Origin of the sequence: Vibrio sp. STUT-A16, from assembly GCF_026000495.1 — a bacterium.
In the GTDB taxonomy this organism is placed as follows: Bacteria; Pseudomonadota; Gammaproteobacteria; order Enterobacterales; family Vibrionaceae; genus Vibrio; species Vibrio diabolicus.
On sequence record NZ_AP026765.1, the window covers coordinates 1,545,399 to 1,571,865 of the forward strand.

21 protein-coding genes and 3 pseudogenes are annotated in these 26,467 nt (G+C 42.9%); 13 read left to right on the forward strand and 11 right to left on the reverse strand.

Annotated features, from left to right (window positions below; genetic code table 11):
- Nucleotides 1-47 precede the first annotated feature (47 nt).
- From manA to mngA, 4 genes are all read right to left on the reverse strand, one after another.
- Nucleotides 48-1,241, reverse strand: a complete 1,194-nt coding sequence (gene manA / locus OO778_RS07240; protein ID WP_014232186.1) for a mannose-6-phosphate isomerase, class I — start codon at nt 1,239-1,241, stop codon at nt 48-50.
- Nucleotides 1,242-1,254: 13 nt separating this feature from the next.
- The gene (locus tag OO778_RS07245) at nt 1,255-2,394 is read right to left on the reverse strand and encodes a glycerate kinase (protein WP_014232185.1); all 1,140 of its coding nucleotides are present in this window, start codon (nt 2,392-2,394) and stop codon (nt 1,255-1,257) included.
- A gap of 42 nt (nt 2,395-2,436) precedes the next feature.
- Nucleotides 2,437-5,076: a mannosylglycerate hydrolase gene (gene mngB, locus OO778_RS07250; protein WP_014232184.1), complete on the reverse strand. Its 2,640-nt coding sequence runs from the start codon at nt 5,074-5,076 to the stop codon at nt 2,437-2,439.
- Nucleotides 5,077-5,232: 156 nt separating this feature from the next.
- Nucleotides 5,233-7,167, reverse strand: coding sequence for a PTS 2-O-a-mannosyl-D-glycerate transporter subunit IIABC (gene mngA, locus OO778_RS07255; protein WP_264911193.1), 1,935 nt, complete (start codon nt 7,165-7,167; stop codon nt 5,233-5,235).
- Between the two features lie 300 nt (nt 7,168-7,467).
- On the opposite strand from mngA, the gene OO778_RS07260 reads away from it, so the two are divergent.
- Together OO778_RS07260 and OO778_RS07265 are read left to right on the forward strand one after the other, a co-directional pair.
- Entirely contained in the window at nt 7,468-8,187 is a 720-nt protein-coding gene (locus OO778_RS07260) for a GntR family transcriptional regulator (protein ID WP_243978656.1), read from the forward strand.
- Between the two features lie 212 nt (nt 8,188-8,399).
- On the forward strand, nt 8,400-9,416 hold the full coding sequence (locus tag OO778_RS07265; protein ID WP_257887993.1) for an IS110 family transposase: 1,017 nt from the start codon (nt 8,400-8,402) through the stop codon (nt 9,414-9,416).
- 320 nt (nt 9,417-9,736) lie between these two features.
- On the opposite strand, the gene OO778_RS07270 is transcribed toward OO778_RS07265, so the two are convergent.
- The 4 genes from OO778_RS07270 to OO778_RS07295 form a co-directional block, all read right to left on the reverse strand.
- Nucleotides 9,737-10,510: a hypothetical protein gene (locus OO778_RS07270; RefSeq protein WP_243978654.1), complete on the reverse strand. Its 774-nt coding sequence runs from the start codon at nt 10,508-10,510 to the stop codon at nt 9,737-9,739.
- A gap of 14 nt (nt 10,511-10,524) precedes the next feature.
- On the reverse strand, nt 10,525-11,367 hold the full coding sequence (locus tag OO778_RS07275; RefSeq protein WP_243978653.1) for a hypothetical protein: 843 nt from the start codon (nt 11,365-11,367) through the stop codon (nt 10,525-10,527).
- Between the two features lie 142 nt (nt 11,368-11,509).
- On the reverse strand, nt 11,510-12,859 hold the full coding sequence (locus tag OO778_RS07280) for an integrase arm-type DNA-binding domain-containing protein (RefSeq protein ID WP_264911196.1): 1,350 nt from the start codon (nt 12,857-12,859) through the stop codon (nt 11,510-11,512).
- Nucleotides 12,860-13,815: 956 nt separating this feature from the next.
- On the reverse strand, nt 13,816-15,129 hold the full coding sequence (locus tag OO778_RS07295; RefSeq protein WP_264911197.1) for a DUF4325 domain-containing protein: 1,314 nt from the start codon (nt 15,127-15,129) through the stop codon (nt 13,816-13,818).
- Nucleotides 15,130-15,396: 267 nt separating this feature from the next.
- On the opposite strand from OO778_RS07295, the gene OO778_RS07300 reads away from it, so the two are divergent.
- The 3 genes from OO778_RS07300 (at nt 15,397) to OO778_RS07325 (ending at nt 19,213) form a co-directional block, all read left to right on the forward strand.
- Nucleotides 15,397-16,080: a hypothetical protein gene (locus OO778_RS07300; RefSeq protein WP_256952285.1), complete on the forward strand. Its 684-nt coding sequence runs from the start codon at nt 15,397-15,399 to the stop codon at nt 16,078-16,080.
- A gap of 1,998 nt (nt 16,081-18,078) precedes the next feature.
- A complete protein-coding gene (locus tag OO778_RS07320; RefSeq protein WP_264911202.1) occupies nt 18,079-18,678 on the forward strand; it encodes a hypothetical protein in 600 nt (199 codons plus the stop codon).
- 127 nt (nt 18,679-18,805) lie between these two features.
- A complete protein-coding gene (locus OO778_RS07325) occupies nt 18,806-19,213 on the forward strand; it encodes an OsmC family protein (protein ID WP_104969514.1) in 408 nt (135 codons plus the stop codon).
- Between the two features lie 686 nt (nt 19,214-19,899).
- Here the strand turns inward: OO778_RS07325 and OO778_RS07335 are convergent.
- Complete coding sequence (locus OO778_RS07335; protein WP_264911205.1) at nt 19,900-20,178, reverse strand: type II toxin-antitoxin system RelE/ParE family toxin; 279 nt, start codon at nt 20,176-20,178, stop codon at nt 19,900-19,902.
- Nucleotides 20,175-20,459 carry a type II toxin-antitoxin system RelB/DinJ family antitoxin gene (locus tag OO778_RS07340; RefSeq protein WP_005398409.1) on the reverse strand — a complete coding sequence of 95 codons (285 nt, stop codon included), beginning with the start codon at nt 20,457-20,459 and terminating at the stop codon, nt 20,175-20,177. The genes OO778_RS07335 and OO778_RS07340 overlap by 4 nt, the downstream gene beginning before the upstream one ends.
- Nucleotides 20,460-21,016: 557 nt before the next feature.
- Here OO778_RS07340 and OO778_RS07350 point away from each other — a divergent pair.
- Nucleotides 21,017-21,119, forward strand: a pseudogene (locus OO778_RS07350) (DUF3265 domain-containing protein).
- Between the two features lie 82 nt (nt 21,120-21,201).
- Here OO778_RS07350 and OO778_RS07355 read toward each other — a convergent pair.
- Entirely contained in the window at nt 21,202-21,324 is a 123-nt protein-coding gene (locus OO778_RS07355) for a hypothetical protein (RefSeq protein WP_264911209.1), read from the reverse strand.
- A 391-nt stretch (nt 21,325-21,715) separates the two neighbouring features.
- Here OO778_RS07355 and OO778_RS07360 point away from each other — a divergent pair, with 391 nt between their 5' ends.
- The 7 genes and pseudogenes from OO778_RS07360 to OO778_RS07420 all read left to right on the forward strand — a co-directional run.
- Nucleotides 21,716-22,015 carry a DUF2004 domain-containing protein gene (locus OO778_RS07360; RefSeq protein ID WP_229608461.1) on the forward strand — a complete coding sequence of 100 codons (300 nt, stop codon included), beginning with the start codon at nt 21,716-21,718 and terminating at the stop codon, nt 22,013-22,015.
- A gap of 642 nt (nt 22,016-22,657) precedes the next feature.
- Entirely contained in the window at nt 22,658-23,317 is a 660-nt protein-coding gene (locus tag OO778_RS07375) for a hypothetical protein (RefSeq protein WP_061892966.1), read from the forward strand.
- 157 nt (nt 23,318-23,474) lie between these two features.
- Nucleotides 23,475-23,828, forward strand: a complete 354-nt coding sequence (locus tag OO778_RS07385; protein ID WP_031829440.1) for a hypothetical protein — start codon at nt 23,475-23,477, stop codon at nt 23,826-23,828.
- Between the two features lie 1,766 nt (nt 23,829-25,594).
- The gene (locus OO778_RS07405; RefSeq protein ID WP_172606022.1) at nt 25,595-25,825 is read left to right on the forward strand and encodes a hypothetical protein; all 231 of its coding nucleotides are present in this window, start codon (nt 25,595-25,597) and stop codon (nt 25,823-25,825) included.
- A gap of 14 nt (nt 25,826-25,839) precedes the next feature.
- Nucleotides 25,840-25,978: pseudogene (locus tag OO778_RS25065) on the forward strand (DUF3265 domain-containing protein).
- 36 nt (nt 25,979-26,014) lie between these two features.
- On the forward strand, nt 26,015-26,293 hold the full coding sequence (locus tag OO778_RS07415) for a hypothetical protein (RefSeq protein ID WP_193305620.1): 279 nt from the start codon (nt 26,015-26,017) through the stop codon (nt 26,291-26,293).
- Between the two features lie 51 nt (nt 26,294-26,344).
- Nucleotides 26,345-26,455: pseudogene (locus tag OO778_RS07420) on the forward strand (DUF3265 domain-containing protein); the annotation flags it as partial.
- Nucleotides 26,456-26,467: the final 12 nt, after the last annotated feature.

Sequence of the window (26,467 nt, forward strand, 5' to 3'; positions counted from 1 at the left end):
AAGATAATGTTAGTTGGTTAGTCTTTGCGTTTCGCTCTTGCTTTTAATTAATTAAATGCACGAGCTAATGTGCCGTTCCCTTCGCATAAATACTTAACGGAATGACTGCTAACAAAGACGGATTCTCCTGCTTTTAGATTTATTTGATCCTGCTGGTTGGAAATGGTCACTTTTCCTTCAATACAAAATAGAATCTCTGGACTGCGAACGAATTGTATGATGTTTTGATTTGCGACAGGTACAACTTCAAATCCAAAATCGTCAACAGGAATTGGGTAGCTTAATTTCCCGTTTTTATGGATGGGATCAAGTTTTATATGTGCTGGATCAATGGGTATAAACGTCGTATTTTCAATCAGCTCTGGCACATCTATGTACTTTGTGGTTAAGCCTGCGCGTAGCACGTTATCTGAGTTCGCCATAATCTCTAAGCCGGTGCCTTGAACATAGGCGTGTGGTGTTTCCGCATGCAAAAACATAGCTTCACCTGGTTCAAGCTCAATAGTGTTTAGCATCAATGGTGAAAACAAACCGATATCATCGGCATAGTACTGACGAAAATCTTTAATATAACCATAAGCCTCACGAGCCATCGCTGTTTTTGCTGGGCGCTCAAGACTCGTGTAAAGCTCTTCCAGTGCTTGTTGCTTGCGTTCACCTTCCAGAGACATAATTGCAGAAAAAAAGCCTTTGAGACCGTCACTGTTTGGAGACGCTCTTAATGCACTGATTTCTGCTCTAAGCGTTGTAATATTCGCGTGCTCAAACAAAGTTAAAATTTGTTCTATTGGCCTGAAACCATTCATCGCTTTGTAAAAGGTCAGCGCATAAACTAGCTCTGGCTTATGGTTTGGATCTTTGTAATTACGGTTTGCCGCGTTAAGCGGAATACCTTGTTCATTTTCACGAGCGAAACCCATTTCAGCTTTGCTTTTGCTTGGGTGAACCTGGATCGAGAGTGGCATTTCTGCGGCCAACACTTTAAACAAGAAAGGCAGCTCGCCAAATCTTTCCTTTGTATAGTTTCCCAACGATTGAACTTTGTTTTGGTTTATTACATCGGATAGCAATTCATGGGTTTCGGCTTTGCGCGAACATCCGTTTGGGTGTGCGCCCATCCAAATTTCAGCTTGGGGTGAGTTGTCAGGGTTTTCTATACCAAAAAGTTCTTTAATCGCATCACGACTGCCCCAAGAATAGTTTTGAATGGTATTCTCAAGCTTAAAAAATAAATTTTTCATAGTGCAATCCTCTTTAGATTAACGTTTTACCTAGTTTGAGAGTTGCAGCAATATTTCTTGCTGTTCTTATCAAATTTTCTTCGGCTTCTACCAGGACTTGTGAGAGACACTGAGGGCTGCGCACTGAACCAAATACGCTATCAATATGTGAGTAAAGCTTCTGAATATCTGTCCCCAAAGAGCCTGCTATCGCGATCACAGGGACATCTTTTTCTTTGGCATACCTTGCAACCCCCCAAGGTGCTTTACCTTGTATAGTTTGGTTGTCCATTTGCCCTTCACCGGTTATAACGAGGTCCGCACTTTTGATGATGCTCCTGGCATCTATAGCTTCCAAAACCATATCAATACCAGGCTTTAATTGAACGTCGAAAGCTAGCGATAAACCTAGTGGCGTCCCTCCAGCAGCCCCATATCCGGGAGTGAATAGTGGGTCGAATTGCTTGTTAGGTGAAACGAAAGAGGAAAAAGTCATGAGACCCGTATCTAGCTTATCTATATCAGCCACCGAAGCACCTTTTTGAGGGCCGAACACATGACTCGCTCCGTGTGGACCACACAACGGGTTCGTGACATCGCAGGCCACTATCATCTCAATATTTTGACAACGAGAGTCGAGACCTTTTAGATCGACTTTGCTAAGCCGAGATAAATCTCCTCCCCCTCTAATCAATTCATTACCTTGAGAGTCATATAGGTGGCCTCCAAGTGCTTGAATGATACCTGCGCCTCCGTCATTGGTAGCGCTTCCCCCCAAACCAATGAGAATTTTACTCACACCATGGTCCAGAGCGCTTTTAATTAACTGACCCGTACCGTAGGTAGATGTAAAGAGAGGGGCGCGTTTTTCTTTCGTGAGTAAGTCTAGCCCTGAGGCCGCAGCAACTTCTATGAGTGCGGTGTTGCCGTCATCTAACAAAGCCCAGTGTGCGTTGATCCATTCACCCGTTGGTCCTTCAACTTGCGTTTTCTGCAATGAGCCACCTAAGCTTTCCAGTAGCACATCCACAGTTCCTTCACCGCCATCCGCGAGAGGAAGATGCACGTATTCGGCATTTGGAAATGAGTCGCGAAAACCCCGTTCAATTGCAGAGCAAACCATCTTAGCGCTGAGTGATTCTTTAAAAGAATCTGGGGCGATTACAATTTTCATGAAGATTCCTTAAGCTCCGCATGTCGCGGAGCTATGGTTAACTTAAAATTTCACTTGGAAAGACTTAACCTGACACGGTTTCAGCATGCCGAACGATGCTGTGTCTACCTCATTTGGTAACACTTTTTCGTCTAGCTGTGTTTCTTTCCATGAGGCCACTTTTGAGGTGAACGTCACTGTGTCGTTAATCACGTCGCTTTCTGATGGGTTGTAAACGCGTAGGATGAGCGCATCTTCGTCTTCTGCTTTCTTCAATACGCTCAATACTGCGCCGTCTTGCGATTTGTTCAACAAGCTGTGTGTTAGTGGCAGGTTTTGCTCGCCAACGTTGAGCTTCATTGCGTTGTAAGGAATTTTGTTGTAGCACTGGATTGGAGTCACGTTGTCACGCGCCGCTGCCATGACGTTTGCTTCGATGTGGTTTCCTGCGAAACCGAACAATGCGAATTCACAAACAATCTTGCCGCGTACTTGTGAATCTGGCGTTGGTATCTTGATACCAGATGGACGACCCGGACGAAGTAACAACTCTTCTTTACCCAACACGCCGACACCACGCAGAAGGGTTAGGGCGAATGTGTCTCGCTCTTCATTACCTTGGCTTGAAATCACTTCAAACTCACGCAAACCGTTGCTCATTAACGCCATACCACCTTGTGCGTTTTCAACCGCGGCAAAGTTCATTAGCTGGTAAACTGGTACAGGCGCTTCTTTCCAGCCGTCTGCTTCCCAGTTCGCCATTTCTGGATCGTTCGTTGGGCGAGTGATCAAGCCGAACTGGTTATCCGCTACCACGGTTTCTGATACAAACGGTGTTGGTACTAGTACGCGTACGCGGTGGTCGTCAGCTTGGTTGTCCAGCTCCATACGAACTTCAATACGGCGTGTACCTTGTTTCAGAACCACTTGGCAGTTCACATCTAGGTACCCGTTTTGGCCTGTGCGCTCTTCACGTTGTTGTAGGTTCTCAGGCAAGTTCATGCGTAGCTTGATGGTTGCGACAGACTGGAAGCCTTCGTGCTTCACATTCACTTCTACATCGAACTCGTCAGAGTACAGTAGCCACTCTTTACGAGAAGGCGAGTAGTCGTATTCGTCGCCATCATCAGAGCCGTCTTCAATGCGCAGCGCTTGCTCGTAAAGATGCTCAGTCTCTTTGTCGAAGATGTTCAGAGTACCGTTTGCATTTACGTTGATGCGATAGAATTCATTCTCAAGAAGGAACTCTTTTTGCTCAGCCACTTTTTGCGTGCCTTTCTCGTTGGCTTTAATGTGTAGGGTTGTGAAGCCCATAGCTGGCACTGAATGCTTGATTTGAATGTCGTACTCGATAAACGGGTCGTAGTTACCGTAATGTACGATCTGACGGTCAATCTTACCTGGGTCAATGATGCGCTGGTCTTGAATGAAGTACTCAACTGGTGTGCCATTTTCATCAAAGATATTGAATTCTTCTGCTCGGATTGTGATGGTGGTGTTGACCACCTCTTCACGAGCGTATGGAGATAGGTTGAATAGCGCTAACTTGTCGCAGCCTTCGCGTGTTGGCATGTGGTCAACAATCTTGCGTTTGTAGAAGTTGATCAGGTTGGTTGCCATGTCGTCAGCAAGGATGTAGCGATTTAATATCTCGGCGTGCACTTTGTCTGAGCAGCAGCAGCCAATTGAATCGTGAGCATGATTCTTCATGCTCTCCTTCCACATTTTCTCGATCAAGCCGTGGTGGTATTCAAATCCGAGTGTCCAAGCGATAGACGCTAACGGCTCCAGGATGTTGACGATCTTATTCTCGACTTCTGCGTGGATGAGTTTGATGTCCATACGAGTTGAAGAGATAGTGCGATGTACGCGCATGTATTTACCGTCGTTGAACTCGCCTTTGATGGTGTCAAGTTGCTCGCGCTCGGCTTCAATACGCTCGAACGCTTCTTCAAAACGGCTCATTTTGAATTCTTTATCTGGGTAGATTTCACGCAGCTTATCCATCACCTCGAAGATGTCTTTTTGGATAGGCATTTGGTCGTGACCGTTTGGTAGTAGAATGTCTTTGGTGACTGACGGTTTTTCTAGCACAGGGAAGTATTTATCTAGACGGGCGCGTAGGCCTTCCTCGTCTTGCGGCAGATATTTACCAATCGCGTAACCCAATGGCAATATTTGCGCTGAAACTTCGCTGCCGTCGTTTGATTGCCATAAGAACTCGGTTTTATTTGTGCCGTGTCGCTCTGAACAACCACGCCAGAACATGGCGCGATTGATTCCGAAACCGTTGTAGATAGCGGGGAGCTGCGAACTCATAGAGAATGAATCTGGTAGGTAGCCAATCTTCATTGGCTCGCCTAGTGCTAGACAATCGCGCAATCCGTAAAGCATGTTACGCACGATAGATTCACCAGATACTTGCATCGTATCCGTTTGAGAGTACCAAGGACCAACAATCAGTTTACCAGCTTGTACGAGTTCACGTACGCGTTCTTTATTTTCTGGTTTGATAGCGAAGTAATCTTCCAGTACGGCGGTTTGACCGTCCAGCACGTAGTATTTGTAGTCTGGATCGTTTTCCAGACGAGTCATGATTTCTTCCATGTTGTTCACTAGCAGAATACGAGACTCTTCTGTAGTGAAATACCATTCACGATCCCAGTGCATGTGAGGAGTAATATGAACGCGAGATGTAGTCATAACTTTTACCGTCTTAGGCAATAATTGCCGTTAATTTGTTTTAAAATTGATTGTTTTCTATTCGCTTTTGCGGCGTTTAAGTTTGCCGACGAATATTTTGGGCGCAGTAATCCCGCGCCCAAAGCTCGAGTTGAGCGAATCTATGAGTGATTCGAATTAATTTTGTGCAGTAGCCTCAGTGGCAAATTTGCCCTTTTTTACAGCATGTGCTCGCCACATAATGAGGGTGATGGTCGAGATGGTTGCACCAACCAGCGCAGCGCTAAACCAGATTGCTGCGGCGGTGAATGCGCCCAGACCAGCATCATGCAGTAGGAAGATTGAGAAAATACCTGCGCCTGGAGTTGATAGACCGATACCAGCTGCACCTACCATTGCCCCTGTTACAACAGAGCCAAGAAGGAATGAGCCAATTACACGAATTGGATCTTCAATCGCCATTGGGATAGCACCTTCTGTGATGCCAGCAAGACCAAGCAACCACGTTGATTTACCCGTTTCGATTTCAAAGTCCTTGAATAATCGAGGCGCAAGCAGAGTTGATGCAGTTACTGTGAACGCTGACACCATTTTGACCGAACCAAAGATGGCATACGGACCGTAAACACCGTTCGCCATTGCACCCAGACAGAAAGCGTAAGCCGCCTTGTTTACGGGACCACCAAGGTCGAACGATACGAACAAGCCAATCACCGCACCCAGAAGTAGGGCGTTCGTGCCAGACATGCCGTTTAGCCAGTCCGTCAAACCTTGGTTTAACCAAGCTACGGGTTTACCGATAACGAACAGCATGAGTGAGCCGGCAACCAAAGTACCGATAACAGGGTATAAGTAGAAAGTTAGGAAACCATTGAACGCAGGGTTTAGACGTACGTTTTCTTTCACCCAACGCATGACGTAACCTGCAATCAAACCACCGACAACGCCACCAAGGAAGCCAGAGCCGATAAGGTTGGCTGCGATACCTGCTGCAAAGCCAGGTCCAAGTGCTGGTTTATCTGCCAATGAGTAAGCCGTGTAAGCTGCCAGTACAGGCACCATCAATGTGCCTAGTAGACCGCCACCTAGCTTGCGGTACATCCACAACCAAGAGCCTTCTTCTGCATACAGATCTTGGAGGTTGAACATTTGCGCCAATAGCACGGCAACAGCAAGCACGGTGCCGCCTGCAACGATCAGAGGAACCGCGTAAGAGATACCTGATAGCAACGCTTGTTTAAGTTCCGTTTTGAGTGGTAGTTTTTTCGGTTTGTCGTTTGTTGCGACCGCTGCGCCGGCACTTCGACCTGCTTTACCCGCTTCTACTGCTTCGTTAAGAATGCGTTCAGAGTGTTTGATTGGCTCTGCTACAGGTACTTCAACGCGAGGAATGCCTTCAAAGCGCTCTAACTCTTTGATCGCTACTTCTGCCGCGAAAACGACCGCTGTTGCACTGTTGAGCTGTTCGGCAGTCAGACGATCTTCGATGCCGTTTGCGCCTTGTTTTTCAACGTGAACGTTATAACCGAGCTTCTTACCTGTCTTTTCAAGGTACTCTGCTGCCATGTAGGTGTGAGCTATACCCGCTGGGCAAGCTGTGACACAAACGATTGTTGGCGCATTTGTATCTAATTCGCTGTCCTTATCTTCTGGTTCGCCTTGTCCGTCAAGTAATGAAATAATTTGTTCTACATTTGTAGCATTTAGCACAGCTTCACGCACGTCATCATCAACTAGGGTTGTGGTCAGTTCGGTCAGCAAGTGCATGTGCGTTGAACCTGCTTCTGCATTTGGAATAGCAATCAGAAAGATCAGATTTACGTCTTCGTCTTCATCTAGACCTTGCCACTTTAAGTCTTCTTTTAGTGTGGCTACGGCAAATGCTGCTTCTTTTACTGCATCCGTCTTACCGTGTGGCACTGCTAAACCTTCACCTAGTGCCGTCGGTCCTTGCTCCTCACGAGCAAACACCGCTTGTAGGTATTCTTCCTTGTTATGCAGTTTGCCTTGCTGGTTTAACTGCTCGGCAAGTGCACGAATCGCTGCGTCACGACTTTCGAACGTCGTTTGTAAGTTTATCAGCGATGGGTTTGTAAGAGAGGTTAATTTCATAACGTTTGTCCCATTGTCACATTCGACATTGTTGAACATTCAACAATAGCTATAATAATACATCTTAAGTACAAATGATCCGTGATCATGATCGCGTTTAAGTTATTATATGTATTATTGTTGTATTGTTTGTTGTTCTGTTATGCGAACAAATACTTGTCATATTGACCTGATTTCGTATTATATGGGTCGTAAACCAAATCTTTTTGCAATGATAGTTCATCCTAATGTAACTGGTTTAGAGTTATCTCAAACAAGCTTATTCGAACCGTTATTTGTATTGTTTTTAAAGAGGTAAATATGGCCAGACTGCCAATGTATCGTCAGATAGTGAATGCAATTCGTGAGAAGATCATTAAGGGCGAATACAAAGTAGGAACGGCACTTCCTACCGAAGCCCAACTGCGAGAATCTTTTTCTTGCAGTCGAGTAACGGTTCGCCAAGCATTAAAGTTACTGATAGAGAATGGTGAATTGGAAAGTGTGCAGGGCAGTGGAACCTATGTAAAAGAAAACAAGATTAACTACGATATTTATCAGCAGAGCAGTTTTGCGGAAAAGTGGGCGCATTTAAATGTGATGACGCACAGTGATGTTTTAGCGTTTGAAATCACAAAAGCTTCACTTGCCATGGCGGACTTGTTGGATATTGGTGAAGGCGATAAAATCTTTTACGTGAAACGTGTTCGTTATTTGGATGACAAGCCAATCACTGTTGAAGAAACGTGGTTACCGACGGACATGTTCCCTGATCTGACCTATCAAGTGATGCAAGGCTCTAAATACCACTTTATCGAGAAAGAAAAGGGGATGGTGATTGACCGCAGTGAGCAGGAAATTATTCCAATTTTGCCTCCGCAAGAAATTGCTGAGCTTCTGGACATCGACCCTGCTCAACCGATCATCGAAAAACGCACTCGTGGTTTCTTACAAGGTGACGTGGTGTTTGAATACAGTCGCAATTACTTCAAATCGACCGACTACAAATTTACGTTGGTTGCCAAACGACACCGGTCATAACAAGTGCGGCTCGAAGAGCTTGAATCGACAGTGGTAAATGAATCGTTGTGATGATCTGTACCATTAAAACTGGGCACCGAATTAAGCGACTTCCCATACCTGTAGTTATTCATGAATCGCTAATTTAGAAAAGTCGCTGGCAAACTAATTAGATGGTACGCCCCTCCATTCCACTAAACTCGATAGTGTCGGGGAAAGGAAAGGTAACCATCATGAACAGCACACATATTATTGGTATAGATTTAGCGAAACATGTCTTTCATCTCGTTGGCCATGATTGTTGTGGCAGAGAGACTTTTCGAAAGAAGTTAACCAGACAGAAAACCCTTCAGTTACTTTCAGCCCATGAGCCTGTCATTATTGCAATGGAGGCTTGTGGTGGCAGCCACTGGTTTGCTCGAAAATGCCAAGAGTATGGTCATCACGTAAAGCTGATTCCCGCGCAATACGTTAAGCCTTACGTCAAAACTCACAAGAACGACTTCATTGATGCAGATGCTATTGCTGAAGCAGCCATTAGGCCAAAGATGAGATTTGTTTCTCCCAAAAGTGAACAAGCTCAACTTAGTATCGTTGTTCGTAAAATTCGTTCTGGTTACATAAAAGAACGAACTGCCTGTATGAATAGGATTGGCTCCATGCTTTTGGAGTTCGGGATCAGCTTTCCAAGGGGTCATCATCAGATGAAGAATCTTTTTCAGTGGTTGGCAGATAGTAAAGAAGTAGTGCCCCCTTTACTAATTCTCGAATTAAGGAGCCAGCTTGATTACTACAACCTGCTAAACAAATGGATCAAAGAGCAGGAAGAAAAACTAGAAGCGTTAAACAAAGACAATGAGTTAATGACCATTTTACAAAGCGTACCTGGGATTGGGCCAATGACAGCTTCCTGTTGCCTATCAGTTGTGGCAGATCCTAAAGATTTTAAGAATGGCCGTAACTTTGCCGCGTGGTTAGGTTTGGTTCCATATCAGTATTCCACTGGAGGCAAACCTCGGATGCTTGGAATATCTAAGCGTGGAAATAAGGAACTTCGAGAACTATTTATTCATGCTGCGCGTGCAGTAATGTGGCGGGATACCTCGGCAGAAAAATATTTCGGCACTTGGCTTATTGAATTAAAACAACGGAAACCATTCAATGTGGCACTCGTCGCTTTGGCCAACAAACTAGCAAGAATCTCATGGTCTGTTATGGTCACTGGTAAGGTATTTGAGATCAGAACTTAATCAAGGTTTGCAGATGATAAAGAAAGATGACAAAACGGTTAGACCACCAGATTGAAGACCTTATGGACAAAACAGCATCTACAGTGCTTACAAACTTTTGAGGACAATCTGGCGCGGATCTCATCGTAGAGCGGGACGGTTGATGAAGTGAACGTCTTATAAACTCTGAATACATTGACGCAAACCAGCTCCGTTATTTTTAATTATCAACTTGCAAAACGGGGCGTACCATACATTTTGTCCAAAGAGAGTTTAAACAGCTTTCTTGCACGAAAGCTGTATCTCTAGTTTTAATGCGATGTTTGAGGCGTTCAAGGAACCTAATTTGGTATTGTGGTGTTACGTGTGTTTCTCTCAATCAGGGTTTTAAAATCAAGAATTTTTCTCTGATTTCTGAGCTTAGTCATGGCTTGAGCGTCATCCACCACACAAATCCCAGCGGCGGTGTTTTGACAAAATTTCGAAGCGAGGCAGCGCACCTCTATGACGGCGGCTTTATCGCGACGGTGCGCTTGTAAAGTCAGGAGCGATTTCGATTCGTCATATTCAATAAACTCGTAGTCGCGGAACAGTAAAGCAAAACTCACCGCCGCTGCTTCGACGTCTGTAGCGGGAACGGTGGCGTAATGGCTTCGGGTGATAGGCACGGAGCGAATCGAGAAATCCTCATTGAGCAACACCGATAAGTTTGGATGCATGTCAGCAATATGGCCTTGAATGTAGTCTCTGCGTATATCTTGATAAAATTTCTGGTATTGGAAGTACGAGAGCGTAATGCTGTGGTTAATATCCCATTTGTTATCTCGCAGTAAATCGCTAAAACAATAATCATCAATCTTCAACAGTTGCTTGAAGTTGTCAAAACCACCCAACGTCTGTTGGATTTGTATTTGGCTCACCCCACGTTCGAGCAGGTCAGTTTCATTGAGATACGGTTCAGTGCGTAATATCGTGGTGACCAGTTCAATTAGACCGATGTCCACGGCACTGATGCCTTGCATCAGAAGCGGTGCAAAGTAGTCTGAGTGGGAGTAAGCCAGACCGTCATCGAGTGCAGAAATGACGCTGAGGCGTATTGGGTTAGTCATCATCATGGTTAAACTCCTAATTAAGAGAAAAGGGGACGTGTCAGTATTGGGGTAGTGTAATAGCCTCGATAGGTCAGCCAGCGGAAGTAAAAACGAATGGCGTCGATACGCTGTTTTTGCTCTTTGTAGCATATGATCGATTGGCAGAGTGCCTTGCGATATTGGCGAATGTCTCGCGTCTGTATGTATAACCTTCCATTGCTGTTGGAGTGGTTGCCATCAACGAAGCGTAAAAACTGATGAAGGTAGTCTGCAATCTGATTGAGCCTGAATCGAGACATCCCTGAATGCTCGCGCTCTTCCATCAATTCATTTAACCAGTTGAAGTATGGAAAACGAATGTCCTCTTCTGCAATGCTCAAGTCGAGAGGGGGCAAAGTTGGGAAATCGTCTGTTGACGGTTTGTGTTTGTAAGCACGAATCACAGGAAAATGTTTAGCCATTAAATGGATTTGCACTAATAATTGCTGACTCAATGACAGAGAGTCGGGAAGGTCATGGGGGATGTTTTGGAAAAAGCATTTAGCTTGTAAGAACACTGCTTTCGCTCTGCTTATTGCATGTTGCGGTTCATCTGTTTTCAGTGCCACAAAATAATGAGACCTAGTGTGGCCTGAGATTCTTAAGGATAATGGCGGAGTGATTTTGACTTGATAAATGCCATGCTGATTGGTGGAGATATGATGGGCGCGAAGCTGGTGGTGTTGTTTTATTCCGATGTTTTCATTTTGATGAGTCACGGTTTGGCGTCCCTTTCGACGTAAACGGTGCAGTGTTTGCATTTCACCAAAGCGTGGATGTTCGCTGATGGGTTTCACTTCTAATTGGCTTAAGTGAGTTTGATGTAAGTGTGAATGCGACATGAAGACTATCCTTCTTAGCTGAATTTAGGGTGCAGAAAGCTGCACCCTAAACTGGTTGAGGGTGTCATAAGTGACGGTGAGTTAATTAGTTGGAGCTAAGCCCTTTAGGCTCAGCAGTAATACCTCAGGTAGAGGTGGGGTATCACGCGCTCCGTCTACACTCGGTACGGTACTGTCCTGCAATGGAATAGTATTTACCTGTCGATTCGACGATATATTCACTCCAGTACTGATGAATCTCATATCGCTCATTGAGATACAACGCACTGTTGTATGAGGCACGAGTAGAATTTGCATCCAAATGAGCAAGACACATTTCGATGGCATCTACTTTGAAGTTAGTGCTCTCGTTGAGGTAGGTGCTTGCGATGCCTCGGAACCCATGGCTGACTAAGCGTCCTTTTAACGTGGTGAGATTTAATGATGAATTCACTGCATATGGACTAATGTGTGGAAATTTAGTGTTCTGTTTATCAGACGGAAATACATGCGCCTGGTCCCCTGAAATAGGCCTCATAAACGCCAATAAGCCAAGCGTGTATTCGTTCAGGGGAACGAGATGCTCACGCCCACCTTTAGTGTAAAACTTAGGCACCGTCCAAAGCTTCAACTTAAAGTCAATGTCACACCATCGCATCGCGGCGAGTTCAAACGCACGTGTCATCGTGTGCAGTTGCATTTCAAACGCGCAGCGAGTGACTAATTTCATATTGTGGTTTGACATGGTAGCCATTACCTCTGCTAACTCATTGGGAGGGACAGCAGGCATATGCGTTACTTTTGGTTTAACAAACTCATGTTTGATATATGCTAAGCAGTTACTCTTGATGTAGTTTCTATTAAGAGCAAAATACATGACTTGATTAACAAAAGTACAAGCGCGTTTTACGTTTTCTAGTTGTCCTTTTGCTTGAAGTGGTTTGATGACTTCAATTACGGCAGTTGTGGTAATAAAGCTCAGCGGTATGTGGCCTAGCTTTGGGTATAAATGACGCTTCAAGAACAAGCGCTTTCGATGACTCGTTCTTACCTTATTCATAATGCGCTTGATTTCTTCTTCACCAAAATCTGTACCATTCATTTCGGCTTCCTTTTGAGCTTCTTCAAGTAACTTTTTACGAGTAGTCGTCTCTTTTCCTTCGTCTCGTTCAAGCATAAGCTCGGCAACCGACTCAAAGGTAAGCTCACTGACAATGGCACCGTCAAGTTTTTGCTTATCACGATAGATTTTCGGGTCAATGTTATTTGCCATCTGTTCACGAAGCTCTTCTGCTATTTTTCGGACTTCGGAGAGTGCTAGGCTAGGGTATGAACCAAGCCCGATTTTCTTGCGTTTTTTGGTGTTAGATTCTGTATAGATAAATAACCAGTTCTTTGAGCCATTATTACGTACTCTTAAGTAGAGGTTTCCTCCATCCGATAGTGTGTATTCTTTATCATTTGGTTCTGCTTTTTTAATTTGTGTGTCTGATAATTTATAGATAGCAGCCATGCTGTTACCCTCCTTTTCTTGTGTATGTCCCCTGAACTTATCAATCGATTTAGGGGTACGCAAGGGGGTACTAGAGCTGTGAGATGTAGTGAGAAATAATGATTATGAAAGAGTGTTATTCTATTTTAAATCAAGTGGTTAAGTTGTTGTATGAGAGTTGTTGAGACCTAGTGAGTCGTGTTTGGAGATTCTCAAGAGGGATTCGCAACGCGTGGCATTTTCACTATGCGTTGGTTTTTGTGTTTAAGGTGGTATGCGGCGGCATCGGTATTGCGTTGCTCACCCCTTAACAGGGCGTTAGTCGCCAGAAAAAGCTAGCAGTCAAAATCATGTTTGTAAGCTCAAAACTTGGCTACTGGTTGTTTGATTCATAGTTCCATCTTCGACGGTCAAAGCTCTGTTTCATCGGTTCTAAATCAATGCATTGCTATTTCCAAGCTGCTGTTTCGTTCTTTGGTGGTGATAGCGGGGGGCAATCGAAAATCTGTTTTTGGTTGCAACTCCGCTCGGTGAGTTTGTTGGTTCAAAAGCCGATTTACTCGCTGAAAGGACGTTTTCTCTGGTGTGGTAAGTTCCACGTGGTTTCAGTGACTTTGTTGAAAGTCCGCACTGTGAGATTGATTTTCCAAAAGCGTTTTTTGGTGTTGTCAGTCCGTTTTCTGCGGCGCTGTTTTTCTAAGTGGTTTCATTGAATAGACGCTTTGAGACTACGCCTGACTTAAGTGCATCAAAGCACATAAAGTTTGTTGTTCGCAAAGTTTAGTTTGGCTTAAAATTGTCGCTCGGTGCCTCGCGACTAACAAACTGCTCAAGAGGGATTCGCAACGCGTGGCATTTTCACTATGCGTTGAATTTAGTGATTAAGGTGGTATGCGGCGGCTTCGGTATTGCGTTGCTCACCCCTTAGCAGGGCGTTAGGCAACAAACCGGCCGTTATGCAGCCGGTTTGCCAGTTATTAATCGGTGTTTTCATCCATAATAAAGTCCAGAGTCTCTCGTATATCAGCGGTTGCATTAACAACTTTAAATATTTTATAAGCTTTCATACCTGTAGATTTCACTGGAGAAGCAAGTAGAGCACTCAAGAAACTGTGTGGTGAACTTTCAACTCCCTTGAAATCAAGTAGTATCTTCTTACCAGCTTCTAATGCGGGGAATATACGTTCGTTTTTGAAGCGGATCGCTGATTCTTTATCCTCGGCGAAAAAACCGAAGTAATTTGAGATGTTGACGTACAGTTGAGAGTCTTGTTCTTGTCCATCTGCTCGATTTTGCTCTGATAATGCCTCTTCCCTAAAACCTCTCAGCATCTGTTCTAAAGTTTGCTCGGATGGCTCTAGGTCTACTTTGATTGTTACTAGCACGAATGTCCCTGGCCAATAAGACTCAATATTTCTAGTCGTAATGTCTCGTGGAGATATATGTACAACGCCATTTCCGGAGACAATATGCATGTCTGCATTTAGTCGCCGTATAATGTTAGTTGACAGGAATAATCCAATACCAGCGTTGTTTTTGTCTTTGTAAGGATCATTTCTTCCGAATGTCCCTGAAACCTGAGGTTTCATTGCTTTTAGAATTGCATCTGCATGGCTGTCCTGCCCAGGATAAGCTTGCTCTAGGTGCTCCTTAATACCGATCCCTGTATCTGCAATGATAAATGAAACTTCATTCTTACTTTTGTACCAAGAAAACTGACACAAAGAAGGTAATCGATGCATTCGTTGACCATACTCATAATGATCTTGTCCATGCTCTAAAGTGTTGTATAGTAGTTCACTAAGTACATACCTGAGGGTTTTCGTAAACTCAACATTAAAGTCGTCAGTGTACGATTCAGCAGTTTCGATTACTTGCTTGAAATCTTTCGTATTTCTCAAAGCAAATAACGGTTTGTATTGACTGCCATTAAAGTTGAGGTTTTCGTGCATCATTACATTAAATGTCCCTCTGGCCCCAAGAGATCGAAACATACTGCTGGCCCCCTGTGCTGCATCTGACTCTTTGAAAGTCACAGTACAACGTTGTGATTTAAGTCGCCATGCATACAGCACAATAAGAGACAACGCTTGGTAATTGGCACCATTGCATTCGGTCATATCAATATAAACTCGCTTGTTTTCAAGCGACCAATCAAAGAACTTAACAAACCTGTCAAAATCAAAGACCCCTTGGGTTTTGAAACTGAAGCCATCAGGTAGAGTTATATATACTGTATTTTCGTCTTTAATCTGCTTCTTTAAAGTGGCAAGTGTGTTTTTATAATCCATATGCAGCATGTTTCTATGAGTTTGTGCTAGCTTATCTAATTGGAAAATGAAACCCAAGGCATAACATTTGCAATTGTGATATCCGTAAAATGTTGCCTAACAAAGCATTTAAGAGTGATTCCTAGCGCTTGGCATTTTTCACTTAATCTTTAGGTTCAGTGTTTACGGTGGTACGGTTGGGTTTCATGGTTGCGTTACTCACACCTTAATGCGGCGTTAGCACCCTTAATCGCAGACCAGCAAGTATCCTAGAAAACGGGAGGCAGAATGATTTACTCTAAAGGTTCCAAACAAGATACTGACGTTATAGTTTTTGGTAAGCCTGAAGATCAGGTTACACAAGATCTTGAAAATGGAGTATCTAGGTTTGGTGGCAGTTTTCGAGAGCCCTGTTATTCACGAGCATACCTAAATTCCGCAAAAGTCCTGCTAAATAACGCTATTTCAACTAATCAGCTTGATGAGTTTGGTCTGCCTATTTTCTATATGGTTCGTCATGCAACCGAACTTAAACTAAAAGATCTACTTGGCTTGGCTTACGATGCGTTAAAAATGCGACACGAGCTAGACGAAAGCGAGAAATCTGAATTGCCTTCGAATAAGCAAATAAAACGCTTTGAAGGTAGCCATGAGATTAGTAAGTTATATGATGATTTAAAGGTTAATTGTAAAAAGCTCGATATTTCTATGCCGAGCTTCTTGTTTGACCCTGTGGTTGAGTCGATTGAACGCTATGAAGTTGCACCCACTTGGTCACGATATCATAAATCTAACAAGGCTCTTCATGTGGCAACAGAAGTTGAGCTACCTGTTGTTCAGTTAGTCCAAGACTTAGAAACAATGTTTAAAGGCGTGTCCTATGATTTTGACGAGTATACTGACACTCTTGAGTCGGACTTATATCACGAGTTCAATCACTTAATGTATCGCCTTGAAAAACCAGAGTGCTAACAAACAATTTAAGCGTGATTCAGCACGCTTGGCATTTTGGGTTTGGGTTAAGTTCAGTGTTTACGGTGGTCAAATTAAGTGTCGTGGTCGCGTGCTTCACACCTTAATTGGGCGTTAGTTTGCAAGAGGAAACACGCAACTATATCGCAAGATCTAGTGGTAAAAGCTCAAACTTGAAATTGTCGTATCGGCGTTCAATTTCAGTGTCAATTAGCATGGTAAAAATCCAAAATTGGCATCGTTTCAACGGTTGATTTGTTCTTTGGTGCGGTGACTTTGGGGTTAACTGAGTCAAACTTTTTTGCTGAAACTCTGCTCGTTGAGTTTGTTGGTACAAAAGCCGATTTACCCGCTGAAATGACGTTTTCTCTGGTGTGGTAAGTTCACGTGGTTTCAGTGACTTTGTTGAAAGTCCGCATTGTGAGATTGGTTTTCCAAAAGTGCTTTTTGGTGTTGTGAGTTCGTTTTCTGCGGCGTTGTTTGTTCCACGTGGTTTCATTGAGTAGCCGCTTTGACACTACGCCTGACTCAAGTGCATCAAGGCACATAAGGTTTGTTGTTCGCAAAGTTTAAAATAACGTAAAATCAACCCTTTGGGTCTACAAACTAACAAACTGCTCAAGAGGGATTCGCAACGCGTGGCATTTTCACTATGCGTTGAATTTAGTGATTAAGGTGGTTTGCAGCGGCTTCGGTATTGCGTTGCTCACCCCTTAGCAGGGCGTTAGGAGTTTGAACATGAAATTGATTTTTAGTTTCGCCTTAACATTTCTTGCATTCAGCTCTAACGGAGCAGAGCAAGTAACTACAAAAGACTTGTACGAGAAATTCAACATGAGAACTGTCTATAGGTCTTATGGTCAGAATTTAAAGTGGTATTGTGAAAGTTATCCTAGAGAGTTTTTTCTACAGAAGAGGCTTCGTTTGTTTCTGATAGTCGCCTTGAGTTAGTTTCAGGTGACAACGTCTGGGTTTTCACTATTTCAGAGCCAAATATAGTTTCTATTGGAAATCAGATAACATCGGGTACATATAACAGCGTCTCAACGCATGAGCTTTACTTTGACCCTCGGACTCAGGACTGGAGGGCAAATGAAACATATATAGACATACCGAAAGATTGTGAACGCTATGAATAAAACTCCTAACAAATTGTTCAAGAGTGATTCGGCACGCGTGGCATTTTCAACATGCGTTGGTTTTAGTGTTTAAGGTGGTATGCGGCGACTTCGGTATTGCGTGCCTCACACCTTAACAAGGCGTTAGCTGTCCATATTAGATAGGAGTTAATATTGAGCAATAATAAGGAATCCCATCCAATCCGTAATGGTGTAATTACGTCAGTAGTTGGTGGAATCATTCTATCTTTTTGGTCTCCGTTTCGAGATCTCTTGGTCAAGGCTGCACTATGGTGCTGGGAGCTACTGACTTCGATTTGGATGTGGTTCTCATCTACACACGAAGCCTACGGATGGGTATTAGCACTATTAATTGTGTTGTCACTGCCAACGTTAATTAAGTTGGTTTCTTTGATGACAAGAAAAAAGAACCAGGAGTGGAAGAGCTATATAAGTCAGATTACCTCTTCGGAGCTGATTGGAATTGGTACTACTTAAATGGTGAAATTGAAAACCTATGGTGTTTGTGTCCGTCTTGTAAAAATGAATTAGTATATTCTGAATTCGTACCAAACAGGTATGACTATAGACATGACGGTTTGGAGCCAAAAACAGATTTCTTGTGTGAACGCTGTGATACAACAAGGTGTTCACTGAAAGGAGATAAAAGGTATGCTCTTGGCACTGTCGAAAGAGAAATTCGTAGAAAAATTAGAAGTAATGAGTGGCAAAACAGCTAACAAACTGTTTAAGAGTGATTCGCAACTCGTGGCATTTTTACTATGCGTTGCGTTTAGTGTTTAAGGTGGTATGCGGGAACTTCGGTATTGCATTGCTCACACCTTAACAGAGCGTTAGAGTTCTTGGATAGCTAGGATTTATGAAAAAGAGAAGAAAAAATAACAAACAAAAGCGGGACGAACTCCCAAAAACATCAAAGAAGTTAGAAATAGTAACTATATGCATTGCACTATGGGGGGCTTTACTTAGTAGCTGGGTATTTATCCAAGGGCAATTAGATAAAACTCCAAAGTTACATGTAAGTGTTAGTGCAAAAACAATCGGGAGGAGTAAGGATAATACACCTGTGGGTGATGTTGAGATATCAATTACAAATATAGGGAAAGAAACCATAACAATAGCACCACGTTTGATGGTATTGGCAGCTGATTTGAAAACCGGGAATACGTACAAAACCGATGCGTTTTTTAATCATGATGCTTTCACGCTTGAAAAACGATTGCACACCCCAATCCCAAAAACTTTAAAAGTTGGTGAGGTAGCAATAGCTAAAACTAAAAACGTATCAGGGCACGCATTCTTTCGCTTGATTGGTGTGCAAACTGTTATGTTTGAAGTGGCTTCCGGAGAAAAATTTTCATTTTCTGTTACCTCGGAAACAAAGTACTCCATTTCTACAGATCCAAGTAATAATGAAAATTTGGGCTGGACTAGTGCAGGACTGGCAAGAGAACTCTAACAAAGCATTTAAGAGTGATTCGCAACGCTTGGCAGTTTCGCTTCGCTCAAGTATAGCCAAGCGCCGCTCACACCTTAATGCGGCGTTAAGTGCAATCAACAATAGTGACATCAAAAAGTAGGGAAGTATGAGTATCAATATAAAGTGGGATGGTGATTGTCGTTTTAAAGTGTCAACTGAAGACGGCTTTACGTTTAATGTTGACGCTACAACTGAGAAAGCCCCTTGCCCAACGGAAATTCTATTGTCGGCTTTAGGTTCATGCAGTGCTACGGATGTCGTCTTGTTACTGCAAGATCAAGGTTTTGAAGTTAAAGGCCTAGAAAATACGGTTACTTTCGCCCTAACGGAATCAGAACCTCGTTTATATAAATCGGCAAACTTACACTTTACAGTAAATGGTCGTGGTTTTAAGGAGTCTGACATTTTGCGAGTAGCTCAAGAAGCGGTGGAAAAGCATTGTCATGTTTGTCTTATGTTGAGCCCTACGATCGATATCACTTGTTCAGCTGAAGTGGGTAAAAATTGCACTTAACAAAGCGTTTAAGGCAGATTCGCAACGCGTGGCATTTTTGGTTTTATTCAGCTTAAGTGTTTATGGCACAATAGTTTAGGTTCAGTGGTTGCGTTGCTCACTACTTAACGCGGCGTTAGTACGGGTTTGACATCAAAGGTCACAAGTTCTGGTGTTTATCTGTTTTGGCGCTCGAATTTACACCTTTCAGTTAGTGCCTTTCACGTTCTCTCCGGTGGCACTAGATGCGCAGTGAGCGCGTTGTGAAAAGTCGTTTACGGTTTCTAACTTTCGGGTAATTTCATTGGCGCGGCTTCTTTGTCTCGGATGGTCTTGCTACGAAAAATCGTTTCTTTGGTGTCGTCGGGAAGGTTCGAAGTCAGTCTCCTTTGCAAATTTAAAGGTGCTGAAAATCATCGAGTTTTGTGCGTTTTTCTTCTAGCCAACTCGCGTTTTGAGTATTGGTTTAAGATTGGCAGTTGTCCGTTTATCTTTCGCGTATTACACCATAAGTTTCGTGCTATATTTCAATATCTTGGCGAGTGCAATATGCTTTAAGGGCAGCGTACTAACAAGCTGCTCAAGAGGGATTCACAACGCGTGGCATTTTTACTATGCGTTGAATTTAGTGATTAAGGTGGTTTGCGGCAACATCGGTATTGCGTTGCTCACCCCTTAGCAGGGCGTTAGTTCCCCAGAGAAAGCAATCAATCCGTAGGGAATTTTTGTTTCTGGTGTAGTACACGCATAACTCGGATGATATCGACCTCAACCCAGTAAGATACAATCATCGAAATCTCAGGAATGATGAGTAATCGTCCGCGGATGCCATCTCGTTGCACACCCATTAAAGGTTGTTCAAGTAAGTTTTCTACTTTTGCTTCAATGAGGTTGTCAGTCTTTTCTGCAGCATCAGGGTTGAAGTCATAGAGAAACTCAAAGATCTTTTCACGATCATTAAGTGACTCTTCTTCCCATAAAATCATTGCTTACCTCGATTACGGATTCTGGCTTTGCGCTCTTCCATTCGAGACTTAGCCGTTTGGTGCTCAACGAAAACGGATTTTCCTGAGTCAAACTTCTCAAATGCTAGGTTTACTTGTTCAGTTAGCCATGCATCGTGAGATAATGTTTTTCTTTGTTGTTCAGCGAGTTGCTCAGTAAGTTCACGGCATGCGTCACTCAGAGTGCGACCTTGGCTCTCAGCCATTTGTTGAGCTAGGCGTTTTGTTTCTTCATCAACACGAAATTGAATTCTAGTGTCCATGATGTATTCCTTTGTTGGTGTGTGTACAAATGTTAGCACTAGGCTTTGAGATGGGCAACTAACAAACAATTTAAGAGTGATTCGGCACGCGTGGCATTTTTACTATGCGTTGGTTTTAGTGATTAAGGTGGTATGCGGGAGCATCGTATTGCGTGCCTCACACCTTAATTGGGCGTTAGGGCTCTTTTCACCAAATGGTACTTAACAACTTTTGTACAGTACCATTTGGGAGTCCTGTAGGAAATCTAGCTCTGGTTCAAAGACTTTAGTAGATCAACGCCTGAATTTAGGTAGGCAGTGGCGTTTTCGTTGTCGGAAAGAGTTAAAATGCCACTAAAAATGATCAGCGTAGTGGAAATGAAGAGCGTGGTGATACGTGTTATAGGTAACATCATGGTGATATCTCCGTCTATGCCTATAGATATTGGTTCTATGATTGGTCTTCTTTTCGACCATGTATGGGCACAACTAACTAGAATCACCAGCTGGTAGCAGATCATCAACACGTTGAAACTATAAGCTAATATGGTTCTTGCTGTAGGTCAAGCCCTAACAAACTGTTCAAGAGGGATTCGCAACGCGTGGCATTTTCACTATGCGTTGGTTTCAGTGTTTAAGGTGGTATGCGGCGGCTTCGGCATTGCGTTGCTCACCCCTTAACAGGGCGTTAGCTTACAACAAAAAAATCAGGATCTTATAGCTAGTGTGAGGCTAGGAACATCATCGAAAGTTAGTGCTTTGACTACACACTCTCTTGTTCTAGATATCTCAATGAACAAGCTTTTCTTGGCTCTTGGCTCTTGGCTCTTGGCTCTTGGCTCTTGGCTCTTGGCTCAGCAGCCAAACGTAACAAATTGGTGCTCATTTTAACCACGCCTTGGCTAGTACCATTTGTAAAGTCTTGTATGTGAAAGCAGCAATTCAAATGTCAGCCTCAGTGTGTGAAGTTTCGTGAGTCTCCACGCTCGGCGGTTTTAGCTTGGTTCAAGGTCATTCAAAGTTCACAGCCTGAAGTTCTCGGCTTTGATGTCAAGTCTCAAGTTCAGCATGTAAAGCAAAGTAGGGCATGGCTTTTGGTATACAATGGTTTGCATGAAATAAGCTAACAAGGCGTTCAAGAGGGACAGTCAACGCGTGGCGAATTTGGTTCAAGTCTTGGTCTGTGTGTTTTCGGTGGTAAATTGAAGTTTGGTGGTAGCGCGTCGCTGCCCCTTAACGCGGCGTTATGTTTTTCTCGATATGAGCCGAGTATTGGAATGGATAAAAAAGTAGAGTTAGCTCTAGAAGCTATAAAAGCCTCTCGCGGTACGGAGTCGGGGGAATATGGGATCGATTTGTTTGTATCTCATCATTTAGATGAACTCCCAGCAGCAGTATGGCTAGAAATTTTAGGTAAAGAAAATCCAAGCTTTGATGACATTTTGTCTGCACTGGTAGTCGCTTACGTGGAAGACGACGTCTGTGATTTTACTTTGCCCAATGATGTCACAAATTACTTAATAAGCGTTTCATTTGATGAAAATGGTCAAGTTTTTGATATTTCGATGGAAAGCTGAGAATACAAACATAACAAACTGTTTAAGAGTGATTCGCAACGCGTGGCATTTTTACTATGCGTTGCTTTTAGTGTTTAAGGTGGTATGCGGCGGCATCGGTATTGCGTTGCTCACACCTTAACAGGGCGTTAGTTGCCAACGAGGAAAAACGTACCTAAAGCAGAATGTTTAGGGCTAATGTTCGTGTGTGTTTGGCTAGGTTTTGGTATTTCAATTTCTAGCTATTTGGGCTTGTGAAAATCGAACTTTGGTTTCTTTTGTGGTTGGATTTTCTATTTCAGAAACCGATTTATATGTTGAAAGTCTGTTCTGCTGCATTGTCGTTCAAAAAGGTTTGTTTGGTGTTCAAAGTCCGTTTTCTACGGCGTTGTAAATTCCAAGTGGTTTCAGTGACAGGCGCTTTGAAACTGCGCCTGATTTAAGTCCCTCAAAATACGAAATATGGGTGTTGGCAAAGCTGCAATCAACTTCAACTTCAAGTTAAAGCCTTAGTCTTGGCAACTAACAAACTGTTCAAGAGGGATTCACAACGCTTGGCGGTTTTGGTTTGAATTGGCTTTAGTGTTTACAGCACAATGGTTTAGGCTGGGGTGGTAGCGTTGTTCACCCCTTAACAGGGCGTTAGGGCAATAGGAGTATATTTTGAACAGTGATGATATTGGCTCGATCATTGAGTGTTTTATATCGAAAGAGAGTGCACTAAACGATGTTAAGAACTTTTTTATTGCCAATAAAATGGAATCACTCTCATTTCTGGCGGGAGTTGTATCTTTAGTTATTGCTTTGATTGCAGCTCTGTTAGGTGACGCTACCACTTCTTACATATCGTTGTTTGCTTTTTTTGCATTTCTTGTACTGTATTCATTGTCCTCATTCATTTCTACAGTTCGCTTCTTCGTGGGTGCAACAAAAGAAACTTTAAAAAATATAAATGAAAGATATCGGTCGGACTATATAGTCGCGGAAGAAATTTCAACCTTCGGCGGTGACAGCATAGACTGCGTTAAGGTTCTATTTGAGGATCGCATTAGGTATTTAGAATCAAGGGTAGGTTTCCTTGTTGGAATTGTTGATAAACTTGGTATTGTTCCAGCTATCATCATGATCTACTTGGCATATGTTAAAGCATTGGGTTCTGAAGCAATATTCAACTTATCACCTTTAATCACAGGCATCGTTTCTGGAGTTTATTTAGGAGCAATTACAGCTCGTATTGTAATTGATGCTTTGCGAGACAAAATAGGCATCTTAGAGCTTTCGAAAAAAATATCTCAAAAGCGCAAGGGGTTCAAATTGCCCTAACAAACTGTTTAAGAGTGATTCGCAACGCGTGGCATTTTCATCATGCGTTGGTTTAAGTGATTAAGGTGGTATGCGGCGGCATTGGTATTGCGCTGCTCACACCTTAACAGGGCGTTAGGGCTTATCGGAACTATTAGCAGTAGAGTGAGAAATAAATATGACTGATATTCTGTCATCAATTAGTACAGCGTTGTCTTTGACATCAAGGCTTCGCGAAATAAGTAAAAGCATAGAAGATGCAGAGTTTAAAAACTTATTGGCTGATTTGAGCTTAGAGTTAGCTGATGCGAAATTGAAAATCGCTGACCTAACATCCGAAAATGCAGAGTTAAGGGAGCAAATTTCCGAGTTAACGAGTGCTACAGGTGAACTTTGCCCAAAATGTAATAAGCGCACATACGAATTAATCTCATCTGCTCCGGATGAAGTTTTTGGGGACTTAGGTGCGGTAAAAAGAGTTTATAAGTGCTCTGGTTGTCAGTTCTCTGAATCAAAAGTAGTTTCGCCCTAACAAACTGTTTAAGAGTGATTCGCAACGCGTGGCATTTTTACTATGCGTTGCGTTTAGTGTTTAAGGTGGTATGCGGTAGCATCGGTATTGCGTTGCTCACACCTTAACAGGGCGTTAGGCATCAAAGGTTACAAATGTACAGCTCGATATTGATACTATTGTATGGTCTTTTGGTTTCACTTGGTGCAGTTTCGGGTACTTGCACACAGGGAGATGATGGACGTTTTTATGCTTCGATAATGTATGGCTCAGTACTGTTCATTCTCATCATAGTCAGACTTCTTCGTGAAAATAGAGGTTCAAAATCTATATGGATTACGCCCTTAATTGCTTTGTTAGCTGCTATGCCGGTAACTTATTTCTGGGCTCCTTTTGTAATTGAAACAACCATTGAAGGTCATCATTTGTGTGGCAAAGAATTTGATTCTCATTTGGTAGAGTCTGATGTCTGGTCTAGAAGCATACCAACGCTTCATATTGTTTTCTCGTTGGCTATTTTCATGCTTTCATTTTGGAAGTTAATTAGGTGCAAAAGAGGTAAGTAGTTTGTGGTGACAAGATGCCTAACAAACTGCTCAAGAGGGATTCGCAACGCGTGGCATTTTTACTATGCGTTGGTTTAAGTGATTAAGGCAGTATGCGGCGGCATCGGTATTGCGTTGCTCACCCCTTAGCAGGGCGTTAGTACGGGGTTGGCATCAAAGGTTAAAAGTTTCAGTGTTTATTGGTTTATTTTCCAAGCTTTACACCTGAACGGGAGTGCCTTTCACGTTCTTTCCGGTGGCACTATGTGCGGAGTGTTCGCGTCGATTTCACCGTTTACGGTTTCTAACTTTTGGGCTATTTCGTTGGCGCAGTTTCTTTTGTGTTGTAGGCTTTTTAGCCTTCAATTCGGTACTTTGGTGTGGTTGTTTAAGTCTGGCGACTGAATCCTTTGCTAATTTGAAATTGCTCAAAACTGGTAATTTTGGCGTATTTTTCTTCAAGCCAACTAGCGTTTTGAGATTGGGCCCTAGTTTGACAGTTGTCCGTTCGGCTTCGGCATTTTAAACCAATAGTTTCGTGCTATATTTCAATATCTTGGTGCAAGCCAAAAGGTTTTTGAGCAGCGTACTAACAAACAATTTAAGAGTGATTCGGCACGCGTGGCATTTTTGGTATGCGTTGGTTTTAGTGGTTAAGGTGGTATGCGGAAGCATCGGTATTGCGTGCCTCACACCTTAATTGGGCGTTAGTTGCCAACGAGGAAAACGCAGCTTAAACAGAGTGTTTAGAGTTAAAGTCAGTGTGTTTTGGGTGGGGTTTCGTACTTCAATTTTGAATCGTTCGGGTTTGTGAAAATCGTTCTTAGGTTTCTTTTGTAGTTGGATTTTCTGTTTCAGAAACCGATTCACTTGTTGAAAGTCAGCTTTGTAATATTGTCATTCTCAAATGAGCTTTTTGGCGTTGTTAGTCCGTTTTCTACGACGCTGTATATTCCAAGTGGTTTCAGTGACAGACGCTTTGAAACTGCGCCTGATTTAAGTTTTTACAACACGTAAAGCTAGTGTTGGCAAAGCGGCAATTAACTTCAAATCAAAGTGTTAGGCTTGGCAACTAACAAAGCATTTAAGAGGGATTCACAACGCTTGGCAGTTTTGGTTTGAATTAGCTTAAGTGTTTACGGCACAATGGTTTAGCTTGGGTGGAATGCGTTGTTCACCCCTTAATGCGGCGTTAGTTGCTTGGGAAAAATTAGCTTACAGGGAGTAATCAGATTGGTAAAAATGTACGGTTCTGAAGAGACAAGGGCGTTTTGTTGTAATTGTAAAGAAGTTACGCTGCATAGGTATGAAAGTTTTTCTAAGCCAAAGGAAGTAACTGAGAAAAAAGCTAAAGGTTTCTTATCGGGTCTATTTGCTGCAATAGTTGGTGCATTAATGGAAGGTGAAGCAACTGGTGATTACAAATGTACAGTATGTGGTACCAATCTTCATACACCAGATAATTTAGATTGAGGCTCAGTATCTCTATTACTCTGCCAGTGGCAAGCTACGCAACTAACAAGCTGTTTAAGAGGGATTCGCAACGCGTGGCATTTTTACTATGCGTTGGTTTTGGTGTTTAAGGTGGTATGCGGCAACATCGGTATTGCGTTGCTCACCCCTTAACAGGGCGTTATATGCCAACACAGATAGGAAGTAAAAATGAGCTTTGTATATGAATTTCTATATGTGCTTTCACTATCCAAACGAACTCAATTAGCACTGATTCTTGGCGTCGTTTTTCACTTCGTAATTTTATTGGTCGGTCAATACTATATCGCTGAAATTGAGTTCCAAGGGGCAATGAAACCTTTACAAGACGCCATGGTTGGAAAGCTATTAAATAAATACGACAAGGTAGCATTGTTTGCTTTAGTTTCGTTCTGGGTCTTGGCTTTTAAATGTTACCGTAAAGATCGCAAAAGGCTGTATAGCTTGTAGTCCTTACTTTGGGTTCTTACTAAGGTACTTTCAGACTGTTGGGAACAGGCATATAACAAACAGTTCAAGAGGGATTCAGCACGCGTGGCATTTTTAGTATGCGGTGGTTTCGGTGTTGAAGTGCTATGCGGTAACATCGGTGCTGCGTGCTTCACCCCTTAACTGGGCGTTATG